The sequence below is a fragment of the Adlercreutzia caecimuris B7 genome, assembly GCF_000403355.2.
Classification (GTDB): Bacteria; Actinomycetota; Coriobacteriia; order Coriobacteriales; family Eggerthellaceae; genus Adlercreutzia; species Adlercreutzia caecimuris.
Genome location: NZ_KE159646.1, coordinates 1,240,907 through 1,257,664, shown reverse-complemented (window position 1 = coordinate 1,257,664; position 16,758 = coordinate 1,240,907). Strand labels below are relative to the sequence as shown.

The 16,758-nt window shown below is 64.1% G+C and carries 14 protein-coding genes; 12 read left to right on the top strand and 2 right to left on the bottom strand.

From position 1 onward, the window contains the following. Window positions 1-75: 75 nt before the first annotated feature. The 9 genes from C811_RS08980 (at window position 76) to C811_RS15755 (ending at window position 8,224) form a co-directional block, all read left to right on the top strand. Entirely contained in the window at window positions 76-1,302 is a 1,227-nt protein-coding gene (locus C811_RS08980) for a M20/M25/M40 family metallo-hydrolase (RefSeq protein ID WP_016309241.1), read from the top strand. A 286-nt stretch (window positions 1,303-1,588) separates the two neighbouring features. Continuing rightward, on the top strand, window positions 1,589-1,960 hold the full coding sequence (gene rpsL, locus C811_RS08975) for a 30S ribosomal protein S12 (protein ID WP_016309240.1): 372 nt from the start codon (window positions 1,589-1,591) through the stop codon (window positions 1,958-1,960). A gap of 83 nt (window positions 1,961-2,043) precedes the next feature. Continuing rightward, window positions 2,044-2,514: a 30S ribosomal protein S7 gene (gene rpsG / locus C811_RS08970; protein ID WP_016309239.1), complete on the top strand. Its 471-nt coding sequence runs from the start codon at window positions 2,044-2,046 to the stop codon at window positions 2,512-2,514. Between the two features lie 15 nt (window positions 2,515-2,529). Further along, window positions 2,530-4,647, top strand: coding sequence for an elongation factor G (gene fusA, locus C811_RS08965; RefSeq protein ID WP_016309238.1), 2,118 nt, complete (start codon window positions 2,530-2,532; stop codon window positions 4,645-4,647). Window positions 4,648-4,688: 41 nt separating this feature from the next. Next, window positions 4,689-4,997 carry a 30S ribosomal protein S10 gene (rpsJ, locus tag C811_RS08960; protein WP_016309237.1) on the top strand — a complete coding sequence of 103 codons (309 nt, stop codon included), beginning with the start codon at window positions 4,689-4,691 and terminating at the stop codon, window positions 4,995-4,997. 13 nt (window positions 4,998-5,010) lie between these two features. Beyond that, window positions 5,011-5,631: a 50S ribosomal protein L3 gene (gene rplC, locus C811_RS08955; RefSeq protein ID WP_016309236.1), complete on the top strand. Its 621-nt coding sequence runs from the start codon at window positions 5,011-5,013 to the stop codon at window positions 5,629-5,631. Between the two features lie 33 nt (window positions 5,632-5,664). Further along, a complete protein-coding gene (rplD, locus tag C811_RS08950) occupies window positions 5,665-6,291 on the top strand; it encodes a 50S ribosomal protein L4 (protein ID WP_016309235.1) in 627 nt (208 codons plus the stop codon). Further along, window positions 6,291-6,578, top strand: coding sequence for a 50S ribosomal protein L23 (gene rplW / locus C811_RS08945; RefSeq protein WP_016309234.1), 288 nt, complete (start codon window positions 6,291-6,293; stop codon window positions 6,576-6,578). Before rplD ends, rplW begins: the two co-directional genes overlap by 1 nt. Window positions 6,579-6,880: 302 nt before the next feature. Continuing rightward, window positions 6,881-8,224 (top strand): CAP domain-containing protein, encoded by a 1,344-nt coding sequence (locus tag C811_RS15755; protein ID WP_016309233.1) that lies wholly within the window; start codon window positions 6,881-6,883, stop codon window positions 8,222-8,224. Window positions 8,225-8,525: 301 nt separating this feature from the next. Here the strand turns inward: C811_RS15755 and C811_RS08940 are convergent, their stop codons facing one another. After that, window positions 8,526-9,017 (bottom strand): molybdopterin-binding protein, encoded by a 492-nt coding sequence (locus tag C811_RS08940; protein WP_016309232.1) that lies wholly within the window; start codon window positions 9,015-9,017, stop codon window positions 8,526-8,528. 16 nt (window positions 9,018-9,033) lie between these two features. Then, entirely contained in the window at window positions 9,034-10,614 is a 1,581-nt protein-coding gene (locus C811_RS08935; protein ID WP_016309231.1) for a molybdopterin-dependent oxidoreductase, read from the bottom strand. Window positions 10,615-10,834: 220 nt separating this feature from the next. Here C811_RS08935 and C811_RS08930 point away from each other — a divergent pair, with 220 nt between their 5' ends. The 3 genes from C811_RS08930 to C811_RS08920 all read left to right on the top strand — a co-directional run bounded on the left by C811_RS08930 (window position 10,835) and on the right by C811_RS08920 (window position 16,741). Beyond that, entirely contained in the window at window positions 10,835-12,514 is a 1,680-nt protein-coding gene (locus C811_RS08930; protein WP_016309230.1) for a response regulator transcription factor, read from the top strand. 203 nt (window positions 12,515-12,717) lie between these two features. After that, entirely contained in the window at window positions 12,718-13,419 is a 702-nt protein-coding gene (locus tag C811_RS08925; protein WP_016309229.1) for an ABC transporter ATP-binding protein, read from the top strand. Between the two features lie 49 nt (window positions 13,420-13,468). Then, window positions 13,469-16,741: an FtsX-like permease family protein gene (locus tag C811_RS08920; RefSeq protein ID WP_016309228.1), complete on the top strand. Its 3,273-nt coding sequence runs from the start codon at window positions 13,469-13,471 to the stop codon at window positions 16,739-16,741. The last annotated feature ends 17 nt before the right edge of the window (window positions 16,742-16,758 follow it).

The window sequence follows — 16,758 nt, the reverse complement described above, 5'->3', positions numbered from 1 at the left end:
TCAGAGAGGATCGCCGACAGCCCCGTCGCCTCTCCCGCTGCTTTGCCAACTTGCTTTGCTGAAAGAAGGAACCCTATGAACCCCGATCGTGTGCTGGAATCGTTTTTGGAGATGGTGGCCATCGAGAGCCCGTCGTGGCACGAGGCGCCGATGGCTGCCTACTGCGCCGAGAAGCTCGCCGAGATGGGCTTCTCCGTCTCCTTCGACGCTTCGGCGGCCGAGACGGGGTCGGATACGGGGAATCTCATCGCGCATTTGCCCGGCACCGTGCCGGGGCGCGTGGCGTTCTCGGCCCACTTGGACACGGTGAAGCCCTGTGCGGGCATTGAGGCCGTCATCGAGCAGCGCCATATCTGCGACGAGGTGACCTGCCGCATGGCTGAGGTGGTGTGCTCGGCGGGGGACACCATTCTATCGGCTGACGACAAGGCCGGCATTGCGGCCATATTCGAGGGAGTGCGCTCAGTGGTGGAGTCCGGGGCTTTGCGCCCCGACATCACGGTGCTGCTCACCACCTGCGAGGAGCAGAGCCTGCTCGGCTCCTCGGCCCTTGCCGACGATGCGCTCGCGTGGCCGGCCGATCTGCCGGCGGCCTCGCGCGGCACCGCTGCTGCGGGGCTTCTGGACGACGGCGCGGTCGCGGCCGAGCCGGTGCCCCTGTTCGTGCTCGACGCTGACGGGGCACCGGGCACCATCATCATGGGGGCGCCCTACCACTGGACGCTGCGGGCCCGCATCAAGGGGCGCGCCGCCCATGCCGGAGTGGAGCCGGAAGAGGGGGTGTCGGCCATTCAGATCGCCTCCGCTGCTGTGGCGGCCATGCCTCTCGGGCGCATCGACGAGTGCACCACGGCCAACGTCGGCCGCATCGAGGGCGGCGTGGCCGTGAACATCGTGCCGGCCGCTTGCGAGCTGGAAGGGGAGTGTCGCTCGCTCTACGAGGATCGCGTGCTCGCCCAGCGCGACGCCATGACGGCGGCCCTGGAAGATGCGGCCGCCCAGCTCGGCGGTACGGTGGAAGTGGCCTGGGAACTGGACTACCCCGCTGTGGTGCACGAGCCCGGCGACGCCATCGTCGCGCATCTGGAGGACGCCGCCCGCGCCGCGGGCCTTGCGTCGCGTCACGCCATCTCGGGCGGTGGGGCCGACGCCAACGTGCTCGCCGCCAAGGGGGCCGACGCCATTACCCTCGGCATCGGCATGACCAACTTCCATTCCGTCGACGAGTACATCGAGGTGGCCGATCTGCGCGCCATGGCCCGCTATGTGGAGGCCATCATCGCCGAGTACGCTCGTAATTAGTGCAAATCGAGCTTTTTCCTGTATCGCTATGACCTGGTGATACACGCCATAATGGCTGGTAGAATGCATAAAATGGATCTGTTGGAAAATGCACGCTCTGCATAACTCCCCCGGTTCTTCTCGGCCAAATATGAACATTCTGTGCCGCTGGCCGACGGGTATGGATACGCCCGGGTGCGTGGCGTTTGACACACGGCGGAAACCCTCGTAATATGCTCCCTCGCGCCTCTTGGAGGCGTTTGTTTTGTGCAGTGCAAGCCCGTGGATAAAGGAAAGGAAAAGAGTCTTGCCTACAATTAACCAGCTGGTCCGCAAGGGCCGCAAGAAGTCGGTCGACAAGTCGAAGACCCCGGCGCTCAAGGGCAACCCGCAGAAGCGCGGCGTGTGCACCCGTGTGTACACCACCACCCCCAAGAAGCCGAACTCGGCTCTTCGCAAGGTCTGCCGTGTGCGCCTCGTCAACGGTATGGAGGTCACGGCCTACATCCCCGGCGAGGGCCACAACCTCCAGGAGCACTCCATGGTGCTCATCCGCGGCGGTCGTGTTAAGGACCTCCCCGGTGTTCGCTACAAGGTCATCCGCGCCGCGCTCGACTGCGCTGCCGTGGACAACCGCAAGCAGGCTCGCAGCCGCTACGGCGCCAAGCGCCCCAAATAACGTTCGTTAAGACGCGCGGGTCCTGCGGGACCTAATGGGCATACGCACAGCCCCGAAGCGCGCAGATGCAAAAGGAGATTTACATGCCGCGTCGTGCAGCAGCAGTCCGCCGCGAAACGCAGCCGGACGCAAAGTTCAACAACCGTCTCGTCACGCAGCTGATCAACAAGGTCCTGCTTGACGGCAAGAAGTCCATCGCCGAGAACATCGTCTATGGCGCCTTCGATCTGGTCGCCGAGAAGACCGGCGAGGATCCGCTGGCCGTGTTCAAGAAGGCCATGGACAACGTGCGCCCCACCCTCGAGTGCAAGCCGAAGCGCGTGGGCGGCGCTACCTACCAGGTGCCGATGGAGGTCAACTCCCGTCGTGCCACCACCCTCGCCATCCGCTGGATCGTCGACTTCTCGCGCAAGCGCAAGGAGCACACCATGATTCAGCGTCTCGCCAACGAGATCATCGACGCCTCCGAGAACACCGGTGCTGCCGTGAAGAAGCGCGAGGATATGTACAAGATGGCCGAAGCGAACCGTGCGTTCTCGCACTACCGCTTCTAAAGGCTGGTGTGATATATGGCTAAAATCGATCTGAAGGATACGCGCAACATCGGCATCATGGCCCACATCGATGCAGGCAAGACCACCACGACCGAGCGCATCCTCTATTACACGGGCAAGACTCATAAGATCGGCGAGGTGCACGACGGCGCTGCCACCATGGACTGGATGGTCCAGGAGCAGGAGCGCGGCGTGACCATCACCGCCGCTGCCACCACCTGCTTTTGGAAGTACCCCGGCGGCGCTGCCGACGGCAAGGAGTATCGCTTCCAGATCATCGACACCCCCGGTCACGTGGACTTCACGGCTGAGGTGGAGCGCTCCCTGCGCGTGCTCGACGGCACCGTGGCTGTGTTCGACGCCGTTGCCGGCGTGCAGCCCCAGTCCGAGACGGTGTGGCGCCAGGCCGAGCGCTACGGCGTGCCCCGCATCGCCTTCATCAACAAGTACGACCGCGTGGGCGCCGACTTCTTCCATGCCATCCAGACCATGCGCGACCGCCTGGACGCGAAGGCCGTGGCCGCCCAGATCCCCATGGGCGCCGAGGACAACTTCTGGGGCATCGTGGACCTCGTGACCATGACCGCCTGGGACTTCAAGGCCGACGACAAGGGCATGACCTACCCCGAGCCCATGGATGCCATTCCGGCTGAGTTCGTCGAGGACGCCGAGCTGTACCACCAGGAGCTTTTGGAGGCCGCCGCCGACTGCGACGACGAGCTCATGGAGAAGGTGCTCATGGAGGAAGAGGTGACGGTCGAGGAGCTGAAGGCCGCCATCCGCAAGGGCGTCATCGCCTGCCAGATCAATCCCGTGTTCGTGGGCTCCGCCTACAAGAACAAGGGCGTGCAGGAGCTGCTGGACGCCGTGGTCGACTACATGCCGTCCCCGGTGGACATCCCCCCGATCAAGGGCACCAACCCCGAGACCGGCGAGGAAGAGGACCGTCCGGCCGATCCGAAGGCTCCGTTCTCCTCGCTGGCCTTCAAGATCATGACCGACCCCTACGTGGGCAAGCTCACCTACCTGCGCGTGTACTCCGGTGCGCTGGATGCCGGCAGCTACGTGCTGAACGCCACGAAGGACAAGAAGGAGCGCATCGGCCGTCTTCTGCAGATGCACTCCAATCAGCGCGTCGACATCGACGCCGTGTCCGCCGGTGACATCGTCGCCGTCGTGGGCCTGAAGGACACCTCCACCGGCGACACCCTGTGCGCCGAGAACGCTCCCATCATCCTGGAGTCCATGGAGTTCGCCGATCCGGTTATCGACATCGCCGTGGAGCCCAAGACGAAGGCCGAGCAGGACAAGATGGCCATCGCCCTGCAGAAGCTGGCCGAGGAGGACCCGACCTTCCGCGTGTCCACCAACCACGAGACCGGTCAGACCATCATCGCCGGCATGGGCGAGCTGCACCTCGAGATCATCGTCGACCGTCTGCTGCGCGAGTTCAAGGTGGAGGCCAACGTGGGCAAGCCCCAGGTTTCCTACCGCGAGCGTCCGGGCCACGAGGTGATGAGCGCCGAGGGCAAGTTCGTGCGCCAGTCCGGTGGTCGCGGTCAGTACGGCCATGCGGTCATCAACATGTACCCGCAGGAGCCCGGTGCCGGCTACGAGTTCGTGAACAAGATCGTCGGCGGCGTGGTGCCCAAGGAGTACATCCCCTCCATCGATAAGGGCATCCAGGAGGCGCTGAACTCCGGCGTGCTGGCCGGCTATCCGGTCGAGGACGTGAAGGTCGAGCTCATCGACGGCTCCTACCACGACGTCGACTCTTCGGAGGCTGCCTTCAAGGTGGCCGGCTCCATGGCCATCAAGGACGCCCTGCGCAAGTCCAACCCGGTCATTCTCGAGCCCGTTATGGCCGTCGAGGTGGAGACGCCCGAGGAGTACACTGGCTTCGTCATGGGCGACATCCCGAGCCGCCGCGGCCTCATCCAGGGTCAGGAGCAGCGTGGCAGCGCCGTCGTCATCGAGGCGAAGGTTCCGCTGGGCAACATGTTCGGCTACGCGACCGACCTGCGCAGCGGCACCCAGGGCCGCGCGGTGTACACCATGCAGTTCGATTCCTACGAGCCCGTGCCCAAGTCCGTGCAGGACGAGATCATCAGCAAGGCCGGCGGCAACGCCTAAGCCGGGCGTCCGTGAGAAACTTCTATTTGGAGGTAATGTAAGTGGCAAGTCAGAAGATTCGCATCCGCCTGAAGGGGTACGATCATGAGATCGTGGACCAGTCCACGCGCCTCATCGTCGATACCGCTCAGAAGACGGGTGCCAAAGTTTCCGGTCCTATTCCGCTGCCCACCGAGCGCAACCTGTACTGCGTCATCCGCGGGCCCCATGTGAACAAGGACTCCCGCGAGCAGTTCGAGATGCGCACCCACAAGCGCCTGATCGACATCCTGGAGCCGACCCCCAACACGGTCGATTCCCTGATGCGTCTCGATCTCCCCGCTGGCGTTGACATCGAGATCAAGCTGTAAGGAGGTTTGGGACATGATTAACGCTATCTATGGCAAGAAGATCGGCATGACCCAGATCTTCGACGAGGAGGATCGCATCGTCCCCGTGACCGTCATCCAGGCCGAGCCGAACACGGTGTGCCAGGTGAAGACCGTCGACACCGACGGCTACGAGGCCGTGCAGATGGGCTTCGGCTACATCAAGCCCCGCCGCGTGAACAAGCCCATGCAGGGCCACTTCGACAAGCAGGGCACCGAGCCGAAGCGCTACTTGCGCGAGGTGCGCGTGGAGAACGCCGGCGAGTACAAGGTGGGCGACGAGCAGACCGTCGCGGCCTTCGCCGACGTGAAGAAGGTGGACGTCACCGGTACGTCCAAGGGCAAGGGCTTTGCCGGCGTTATGAAGCGCTACGGCTTTGCCGGTGGTCCGGGCGGCCATGGTGCGCACTTCCATCGCGCTCCCGGTTCCGTCGGCCAGTGCGCCACGCCTTCCCGCGTGTTCAAGGGCCTGCGCCTGCCGGGCCACATGGGCTGCGACACCGTGACCGTGAAGAACCTCGAGGTTGTTCGCATCGACGAGGAGCAGAACCTGATCCTCGTGAAGGGTGCCGTGCCGGGCGGTAAGAACGGCATCGTGCGCGTTCGCATGGCTTAAGGTATCGATCGGTAACAAGGAGTTACAGAAATTATGGCAACTATTGAGATTAAGGACGTGAAGGGCGCTGCCGCCGGCACGGTCGATGTGAACGACGCCGTGTTCGGTATCGAGCCGAACGTGCCTGTCATGCATCGCACCGTGAAGGCGCAGCAGGCATCGTGGCGTCAGGGCACCGCCAACACGCGCACCCGCGGCATGGTCCGCGGCGGCGGCAAGAAGCCGTGGCGTCAGAAGGGCACCGGCCGTGCCCGTCAGGGTACCATCCGCGCTCCCCAGTGGACCGGCGGCGGCACCGTGTTCGGCCCGCACACCCGCTCCTACGACCAGAAGGTCAACAAGAAGGAGATCAAGCTGGCCATGCGTTCGGCCCTGTCCGCCAAGCTGGCCGACGGCGAGCTCGTGGTGGTGAAGGACTTCGATTTTGAGAAGCCCCGCACCAAGGATGCCGTGGCGCTGATCAAGGCCCTGGGCCTGGAGGGCAAGCGCATCACCGTTGTCATCGGCAACGAGGACATCGAGGCGTTTCTGTCGTTCCGCAACATCCCCGAGGTGAACATTCTGCCGGTGGGCGATATCAACACCTACGAGCTCATTGACAACAAGGTGCTCGTCATCGCCGAGCCGTGCCTGGCCCGCATCGAGGAGGTGCTTGCATAATGGAGAAGGATCCCCGCGACGTCATCATTCGCCCGGTTATCACCGAGGCCAGCTACGACGCCATGGAGAACAACGTGTACACCTTCGAGGTGGCCAAGGATGCCAACAAGGTTGAGATCCGCCAGGCCATCGAGGCTATCTTCAAGGTGAAGGTGGTCAAGGTGAACACGCTGAACGTGAAGTCGAAGCCGAAGCGCGTCCGCTACCAGGAGGGTCGCACCCGCACCTGGAAGAAGGCCATGGTCACCCTGGCCGAGGGCGAGACCATCGAGGTCTTCAGCGCATGATATAAGTCTTCGGGACTTGTATCGCTGGCATAATGCCGAAATGTGCGCCAGCCGGCTCCTTTGTGGGCTGGGCAATGACTTGAAGGGCCCCTCTCGTTGGAGAGGGGTCCTTCTTGTGGTTGGTGCTTGCGCGCCGGATCCGTGCCCTGAATCGAAACGCGTGGCGGCACGAAACGCGATTCGGGGCCATAATTCAATCGTGTGTGATCGAGATCGATCGATCCACTGCCGTAAAGTGAACTTGATAGGTCGTCAAAAGGGGTATACTGCGACAAGGTTCGCTTATACGAGAAGGAGGCTCCATGTTCGCATTGCCGAAGAGCGAAAAAGGCATTCGGGGGGGGGTAGCTCGCTGTAATCGGATGATAAGCGGCGTGCTGGCCGTGGCCCTCGCCGCTACCATGACGATTCTGCCGACCCAGCCGGCCGAAGCCGCGACGGCGGATTACCAGGTTCCTGTCACCTACGGCCAGACCGAGGCCCGCGAAATGATCAAAATGATTAACGACTTCCGAACGGGCGGCGATGCGTGGTACTGGAATCGGGGTGACGCAACGAAGGTGACGTGTGCGAACTTGGGAGAGCTGACCTACGATTACGCGCTTGAGCAGGCTGCTATGCTGCGTGCGGCTGAGATCGCAGTGAGCTTCTCTCACACTCGGCCGAATGGCGGCAGCTGCTTCGATGCGCTCTCCTCCCTCCCTCTTTACGCAATGGGCGAGAACATCGCTGCTGGGCAGACAACGGCTGCGAGCGCTTTTACAAGTTGGCGCGAGGACAACTACGGTTATGCGGGCCAGGGTCATCGTCGCAATATGCTCAACAGCGGTTTTACCGCGGTTGGCATCGGGCACGTGACTTTCAACGGCGTCCACTATTGGGTGCAAAACTTCGGCTCTCCAAACACCGGGGCGCCTGCTACAGCCGTCGCTGATGGTGCTCGCACGGTGCCTGTCGCGATCGACGATGCGATGATCTCCCAGAAAGCCCTCAAGCCCGCCAAGGCGTCTCTGACGGTGACGGCGGGGAAATCGGTTGCGTTGCCTTTGGTGAACTTGTCCCTCACCGTGCGGGACCGCTGGCCGTCGAGCCCACTGACGCTGAGGGCTTCTAGCCCCGTGTGGACGAGCAGCAATTCGTCGGTGGCCGCCATCAGCGGGAACACCGTGGTCGGCAAAAAAGCCGGCACCGCCACCCTCACGGCATCGGCTAATGGGCTGCAGACTGCGGTTGCGGTGACGGTAAAAGCCCAGTCGTCTTCGGCGGGAGCTGCAAAGCCCTCGACGCCTTCCGCAACGAAGCCGTCAGGGTCCACCGCGTCTAAGCCTTCCGTATCGACCAAAGCCGTTAAGCCGCCGAAGACGAAGTTCACCTCGGTCAAGGGTGCGAAGAAGTCTCTCAAGATCAAGTGGAAGAAGCAGACGAAGAACGTAACGGGCTATGAGATTTGGTGCTCCACGTCGAAGAGGTTCACGAAGAAGACCACGGTGAAGAAGACGGCCAAAAAAGCCAAAACCACTTCCCTTATGGTGAAGAAGTTGAAGGCGAAGAAAACCTACTATGTGAAGATTCGAACCTACCACAAGATCGACGGTAAAAAATACTACTCAAAGTGGTCGAGCGTTAAAAAGGCCAAGACGAAGTAGCCCTGGCAAGCGACTCGTTCCCATCGGAGCGAGCCGCTTTTTCATGCGGGGAATCGTATTTTGCGGCTCTGCCGACGCGCGGTGCCGCGCTATTCGCGACTGCCTTCGGTATGAGGCGGGCGCTCAGCGCTCCGCAGAGCGTGCGGCCCAATGCCGGCGTTCCGCAGAGCGTGCAGGCCGACGTGCGGTACCGTGGTGTTGCGCCGGCACGTGAAAAAGCCCCGAGGGAACCCTCGGGGCTTGGCGCTCGGAATTGCCGCTCATATGGGAGGGGAGGAGCGAGCGGCTCTTCCGGGAGCGGCTAGGCGGCCATCATCTTCATGATGGTGGCAAGGCTCACGCCCTCTACCTCGGCGTTGGCGATGGCGCCGCCGCCCGGGGTGTTCGTGGAGCAGGCGCATGCCATGGTGTAGCTCTCGGCGCCGTTCGCCTCGGCCATCTCGTCCACGGTGGCCGTAAACGAGCTGCCGTCGACACCGTTGACCTCGATAGCGGCCTGGGCGGCCTGCGCCTCGTACACGGGAAGCCCGTTGCAGAGAACCGCGGCGGCCTTGGCGAACATGCTCGAGAAGGTCTCGTTGCTGGTCGTGGCGGCCTGGTCGAACGAGAAGGTGCCCTCAACGGCACTGGCCTTCACCACATCGCCGGTGCCGACCTCAGATGCGGCCTCGATGGCGGCCGCGGGCACGTTGGCGGCGTCCGCCGGGGCGGCCACGGCCACGGTCGCGCCGCCGGAAATGAGGGCGACGGCAGAAAGCGCGCCCCCGATGGTCTTCAAAGTCTGGGATTTCATAATTTCACCGGCCTTCCTACTCTTCAACGTTCACGAACAGGGTGACGGGCTTCTTCATCTGGGTGCCGTTCACGTCGGTGGCCTGCAGCTTCACCTGATACTTACCGGCCTGAGTGGGGGTCCAGTCAAGGGAGTAGGTCACCCACTGGAACGGATCGAAGTCGGTAATCTGGTCGGCGATCTGCACGTCGGTCCAGGACTTGCCCATATCGAAGCTAAAGTTCACGCTGGCCAAGTCGCCCACCACGCGGTTCCAGCTGTACACGGCGCCGGTCAGGGTTACGGTCTCGCCCACCTTGGCGGTGATGCCGTCCTCCTGGAACCACATGCCGTTGATGGGGTAGCTCGGGGAGGGCTCGTCGGACTCGGCCATCATGGGGCCCTCGAAGAAGCTCTCGTCCTGGGTGAAGTCGATGGACTGGATGTGCTTCACCTGACGAGCGCCCGGGTTGCCGAGCGATACGAGCGTCATGGGCGCGCCGTCGTCGTCGGAGAGATCCTCGCCGTAGTACTTCAGGGCGATATAGGCGTTCTCGGTGTAGGTGCTCGCCTCCAAGTTCATGGGCGGGAAGGCCTTCCAGCCGTCGGCGCCGGTGGCGTTCACGGCGTTCACGCCGTCGGCCAGGCCGCCGCACTGCTCGATGAGATAGGCCACCGACACGCCGGACATGGGGATGTTCGACACGAGTGAGCCGCCGCGACCGTTGGTGGCGCAGGCGAGGGCCATGGTGAATTCGGTCCGAGGCATGGCCTCAAGCTCGGCCTTGGTGAATGAGCGCGGGTTCTTCACGCCGGTGAGGGTGAGGGTGTTCTCGTCGCTGCACACCTCGTCGAAGCTGAAGGGCTCGCCGTTCTTCTCGGTGACCTCGGGGCCCCAGTTGTTCACGATGAACACGTCGTCGTGGTCGGTCACGGCCTGGTCGAGCTTCACGTCGACGGTCGGGGCGCTGTCCTGGGTCATGCCGTTCATGAAGCCGCCGAAGAAGCCGCGGGAGTCGACCCAGTCCTGCTCCATCTCGTTGCCGTCGATATTGGGATAGCCGCCGAGGGCCGGGTCATCGTAGATGTCGTCCCACAACACCAGCTGGTAGTCGCCCTGGTTGCCGGCGGAGTTCATCGCGTGGCAGCTCCAGCAGTTGCCGTTGGCCTCCACGAAGGTGGCGCTGCCGTAGTGGCTCGCATGAATGAGGTCGCCCAGGTACGGACCGGTGAGCGCCGTATGGCCGCGGTGGCAGGGCTCGCAGTCCTGATAGGTAATTGCCTTGCCGTAGCCCACATGGGTCAGGATGTGCTTGTAGCCATCCTTCATGTTCATGACATCCCATAGGTCCTCATGGCACGACATGCAGCCGCGGTTGCCCGCATTCAGCATGTCGGTGGTGGTGAAGGTGTCGTTGAAGTTGCCCGACGACTTCTCGGTGAAGTCGGGGTACATCGACGCGACCTCCTCGGTAGCACCTCCCTCCGCGTTGCCGGTGTCGGGCAGCGTTGCCTTGGGGGCGCACCCCCAGAGCGCGAGCGCGATGGCGAGCACGGCGGCCACGACTGCCAGCCCCATGGCCAGCTTCGAGAACCGCATGGTTTCCCTCTTCCCCATCTTCCTCTCCTTTCCTTTCTTCTCCAACTACTCTTGCCCGGAACCGCTCTTTCTGCCTGCGGGAAGCCGCGTTCCGAACCGTACTTCACTCTAAATTCGGGAAAGCCTCTTGAAATCAGCAAGGGTTGTTGAGCTTTTGCGCTCATCTCAACAACTCTTGTTGATTTCCATGAAATGCCAGGTGATATGATGCAATCGGATGAATAGGAGGAATGAGCGCTTGAAGGAGAGGGTGCAGGTGGAAGTTGGGGATCGGGGTATGCCGACGGGCGATGCGGGGGCGTCGAAGATGTGGAATCGGGCCGATCTGCCCGTCGGTTTGGGTTGGACACTGGCAGCGGTGGTGGCGCTGGTGTCGTCGGCTATGCTGCTGCACGAATCGGCGAGCTGGTCGCTCGATTACGCCATGGTCGGCGGCCGGGCGGTGAACATGCGGGCCTATTCGTGCGACGCCCATTCGCTCGGCTTGGTGTTCGGCTACGCCATTACCCAGATTAACGCCAGCTGGTTCGCTCGGCGCGTGCGGGATGTGCCGACCTGGGTCGCCTTCTTCGCGGTGCAGTTCGTGGACGTGCTTGCCTTCTACTGGTTGATGGAGGGGACAGGCCCGGTCTTTGCCGTTGTGGTCGTGCAGTTTCTGGGGGCGGCTTCGGGGGCGATGTTCTTCGTCGCGGCCAGCCAGGCGGCGGCGACGCTGACCCCGCGCCAGTTCGTGCTTTCGGCGGTGGCGGTCATCGGCGGAACCACGCTGGTCGTGCAAGGGCTGTTCAGCGTTCTGGAGACCAATGCGCCCCTCTTCGTCTCCGAGTTGCTGCATCTGGCATTGGTGGGGACCGCCCTGCTGTGCACGCTGAAGGCCCTCTCTCCCTCGTCGTGCCTAGTGGCGGCTTGGAACGAGATGTCGTACCTGCCCATCCGGTCGCAGACTGGCACCCCCGAGGAGGGGGAGGGCGGCGTCGACGGCTCGGCCTCGGCGGCCGCTGTCGGCAGGAAGGCCGAGGCCGACCAGGCGACGGGCTTCTTGCCACAGGGCGCCCGGCCGGCCCGGCCGAGGCGCAAAATTCCCCTCTGCGTGAGGCTCTTCCTCATCGTGGGTGTGTACGGCGGCGTGTTCGGGTTCCTCCACGTGGTGCCGTTGGCAATTCCGCTCGGAGTGGTTGCCCGGGTCAGCTCGTTTCTCATCGGCGGCGCCCTGGCGCTCGGGCTCTTCGCCGTCACGATGCCCGCCGCGCGTGCCCGCGATGTCTCGCGTATCTGGACATGCTTCTACCGCTTTGTCTTTCCCGTGGTGACGGTGGCCGCTCTGCTCGGGCCGCTGACGGCTTCCACGGAGTTCTTGCCGGCGCTCGTCATGCAAGCTTGCGCGCTCTACTACTTCGACGCGCTGCTGGCCACGGCGTGCTATGCCGTGTGCCAGGCCATTCACGCGGCGCCCTTCCAGGTGTTCGGCCGCGCCTTCCTCATTCGGTCGGTCGGCTTTCTCATCGGCAATGTCATCGGATCGGCGGTGCACGATGTTGTCGTGCTCGACACGGCGGCGTTCAGCGTGGTGGGCACGGCGGTGTTCGTGCTGCTGTGCCTGGTGACGTTCAATATGAATTCGGAGCGCTATGCCAAGACGGTCTGGGGCCTTCTGCCCCACGAGGATCCGCGGGGCCGCTTCGATCGTCGCCGTGTCGAGCGCTGCGATGCGCTGGCGGCCGCCCGCGGGCTCACCGAGCGCGAAGCCCAGGTGCTGCGTCTTCTGGCCGAGGGGCGCCGCCCGAAGGAGATCAGCGAGACGCTCGTGGTGTCGGTAGCCACGGTGAGATCGCACGTGCACGCCATCTACACGAAAGCGAACGTGCACTCCGCCGACGAGCTGGCGGCCCTCATTCGCGAAGATGGTCGCCCCGAGTAAAGCGTCTTCGCCTTCCGCCCCGCTCGCGTCTCGGCCGCCATCCTTCCGGCACTTGACCGCGTCGTCCGGGCTGGTTCCCTCATGCGCCGCTTCTGTTGATTTGCCCGCGCTCGCTTTCGGGCGCGGGCCTTCTCGTGTATCGTAAGATGCGATAGAAGATTGCCGCAGCAAAGATGCGCGGCGCGCAGTGAGGCGAGGTTGGCATGGCGTTTGTCGAGTTTCGTGATGTGAGCAAGATCTACCAGATGGGCGAGGTGCCCGTGGCCGCCGTGCGCGACATGTCCTTCGACATCGAGCGGGGCGAGTTCGTGGTGATCGTGGGGCCGTCCGGTGCGGGCAAGACGACGCTTCTGAACATGCTCGGCGGCATGGACACGGCCACCTCGGGCACCATCATGCTCGACGGGGACCGGGTGAGCGCCTACAACAAGAAGCAGCTTACGCGCTACCGTCGTTACGACATCGGCTTCGTGTTCCAGTTCTACAACTTGGTGCAGAACCTGACGGCGCGGGAGAACGTGGAGCTGGCAAGCCAGATCTGCCGCGATCCGCTGCCCGCCGACGAGGTGCTGGCTGCCGTCGGGCTCGCCGATCGGGCGCGCAACTTCCCCGGGCAGCTCTCCGGCGGCGAGCAGCAGCGCGTGGCCATCGCGCGCGCCCTGGCGAAGAATCCCAAGCTGCTGCTGTGCGACGAGCCTACCGGTGCGCTCGACTACGAGACGGGCAAGGCCATTTTGAAGCTTTTGCAGGACACCTGCCGCCAGACGGGCCGCACGGTGGTGGTCGTCACCCACAACAGCGCTTTCACGGCCATCGCGAACCGGGTCATCCACGTGCGTGAGGGCTCCGTGGCCGCAGTGGAGGTAAACCCGGCGCCCCAGTCCGCCGAGGTGCTGGAATGGTAGGGGCCGGTGCGCTCTCGTCGTGCCGCACAGTGCGCCGGGCGGTGATCCTGTGAGGGCTTTCAACAAGGACATCGTGCGCTCCATTCGCCATTCGCTCGGGCGTTTCGTCGCCATCGCGGCCATCGTGGCGCTCGGCACGGGCTTCTATGCCGGCCTGCGCATGACGGCGCCCGATATGAGGTTGGCGGCCGATGCCTACTACGACGGCACGGCGCTCATGGACATCCGCGTGGTATCCACCCTGGGGCTTACCGACGACGACATCGAGGCGCTGCGCCAGGTGAAAGGCGTCAGCGCTGTTGCGGGCGCCTATTCGGCCGATGTGCTGGCGACCTTGAACGACGAGCAGTACGTCGTGCGTGTGCACTCGCTGCCGACCAGCGCCCCGCAGAGCGTGCAGGCGGACGCCGCTACCGTGGCCTCCGAGGATCCCGATTACTTGAACCGGCTCATTTTGACCGAGGGGCGCTGGCCGAGCGCGCCCGGCGAATGTGTCATTTTCAGCGACCGCGTCATGAGCGGCCCGACGGCGCTCGGCGATACGGTGACGGTGGACTTGTCGGTGGGGGAGGCGGAAGACGCGCTGGCCCGCACCGAGTTCACGGTCGTCGGCTTCGCCCATTCCCCGCTGTACGTCAGCTCCACGGCTATGGGCACGTCTACCATCGGTTCGGGCACGGTGGAGCAGTTCATGTACGTGCTGCCGGAGGACTTCAATGCCGACATGCCCTTTGTGGAAGCCTACGTGGCCGTGGACGGCGCGGCGGCTCTGCCGGCCGACAGCGCAGCCTACGACGCGCGCGTGGCCGAGGTGGCATCCGCCATCGAGGCCATTGCACCCGAGCGCGAGCAGGCTCGGGTGGACGGCCTGAAAGCCGAGGCGCAGGAGGAGCTGGATGAGGCCCGTGCGGAATACGAGGACGAGGAGGCGAAGGCTCAAAAGGAGCTGGCCGACGCGCGGGCGCAGCTGGACGATGCGAAAGAAGAGTTGGACGAGGGCCGGCGCAAGCTGAAGTCGGCGGCATCCACCCTGGAATCCAGCGAGAAGAAGATCAAGGATGGCGAGAAGGAATACACCAAGGGCGCTGCCGAGCTGGACACCCGCCGCAAAGACGCCGAGGCGCAGTTCAAGGAAGCCGAGGACGCCATTGCGGCCAATGAGGCGAATCTTGCGGAGGCGGAGGCGGCTCTGCCCACTCTGAGAGAGTCGCTGGCCCAAGTGACGGCCGCCCTTTCGGCCCCCGATCTTCCCGAGGAGCAGAAGGCCCAGCTTGAGGCCCAGAAGGCGGAGCTGGAGAAGTCGATTGGCGAGGTGGAGCAGGCCCGGGCCACGCTGGACGAGAGCAAAGCCCAGGTGGCCGCCGAGCGCAAAAAGGCCGAAGCCCAGATGGCGGCGGCTCAGAAGAAGCTCGACCAGGCCCAGGTGGATGTGCGCGAGGGCAAGAAGCGCTTGGAGGAGGGCAAGGCGGCCTACAAGGAAAACGAGGCAAAGCTCGCCGAGGCTCAAGCGGAATACGACAAGGGCAAGGCCGAGTACGACAAGGAGGCCGCCCGCGCCAACGAAGAGCTCGACAAAGCCGAGCGGGAGCTCGCCGATGCCCAGAAGGATATCGACAACATCGAGCCGCCCGACTGGCTTGTCATGGATCGTTCGAAGAACGTGGGCCTCGTCAGCTTCGAGAACGATTCCGAGCGCATTGACGCCATCGCCTCGTTCTTCCCCTTCATTTTCTTCCTCGTGGCTGCGCTCGTGGCGCTCACCACCATGACGCGCATGGTGGACGAGGAGCGCATGCTCATCGGCACCTACAAGGCCCTCGGCTACTCCCGGGCGCGCATCACCTCGAAGTATCTCATCTACGCGGCGCTTGCTGCGGGGCTGGGCAGCATCGTCGGCATCGGCGCGCTCTCCCAAGTGCTGCCCTGGGTCATCATGGACGCCTACGCCATCGTGTACTACGTGCCCCAGGGCGCCATGCCCATTGACTGGCCCATTGCCGGCGCGGCCGCGGGCCTCGGCGTGGGCATCACGCTTCTGGCCACCTGGGCGGCTGCGGCGGCCACTCTGCGCGAGCCGCCCGCGGCCCTCATGCAGCCTCCGGCGCCCAAGGCGGGCAAGCGCATTCTGCTGGAGCACGTGGGGCCGCTGTGGCGCCGGCTGTCCTTCTCATGGAAGGTGACGTTTCGCAATATCTTCCGCTACAAGCGGCGCCTGGTCATGACCGTGATCGGCATCGCCGGCTGTACGGCGCTGCTGCTGACGGGCTTGGGGCTGCAGAACTCCATCAACGACATCATCGACGTGCAGTACGGCGAGTTGGTGGACTACAACGTAGTGGTGGGCGAGAAGGCCGATGCCGACAGCGGTGCGCGGGAGACGGCCGACGCCATCCTGTCCGATGCGGCGCCGCTGTCCGTGGCGGTGCGCGCCACGGAGGCCTCCATGATCGCCCAAGGCGCCGACGGTGCCGAGGCCATGACCACCATCGTGGTCCCCGAGGATGCCGCGACTTTCCAGGACCTGTGGCACTTCCGCGAGCGCGCAAGTGGCGAGACGGTGCCGCTGCCGACCGAGGGGGCGGTCGTTACCGAGAAGCTCGCGGTGAAGCTGGGGCTTTCTCCGGGCGATGCCATCACCTTCGCCGAGCAGGACGATCTGGGCAACGCTACTGCCACCACCTACGCGGTGCCCGTGGCCGGCGTCATCGAGAACTATATCGGCGACTACGCCTTTATGACCCCGGCCTCCTACCAGCGCACCTTCGGCGAGGAGCCGGCGAACCTGACCGTGTACGCCCGTGCCACCGATGATGCCGCCGAGCGCGCGGCCCTCTCCGAGGCGCTGCGGGCCACCGGTGCGGTGGACACGGTGGCCTACAACGACGAGGTGATCGACTCCTATCGCCAGATGCTGAAGTCGGTGGACATGGTCGTGGTGGTGCTCGTGGTGGCCGCCGCGGCGCTCGCCTTCATCGTGCTGTACAACCTCACGAACATCAACATCACCGAGCGCGCCCGCGAGATCGCCACCTTGAAGGTGCTCGGCTTCACGCCGCGGGAAGTGAACGCCTACATCTTCCGCGAGATTGTGCTGCTTGCCATTCTGGGGGCGCTTCTGGGGCTTGCCCTTGGCGTGGTGCTGGAGGGCTTCGTGGTGGTGACCGCCGAGGTGGACCAGGTGATGTTCGGACGCACCATCCATGCGGCGAGCTTCGCTGTCGCCTTTGCGCTGACGCTCGTGTTCACCGCCGTGGTCATGCTCGTCATGCGCCCGAAGCTCGCCCGCATCGACATGGTGGAGAGCCTGAAGAGCAACGAGTAGGGGTAGCCGCTGGGTCG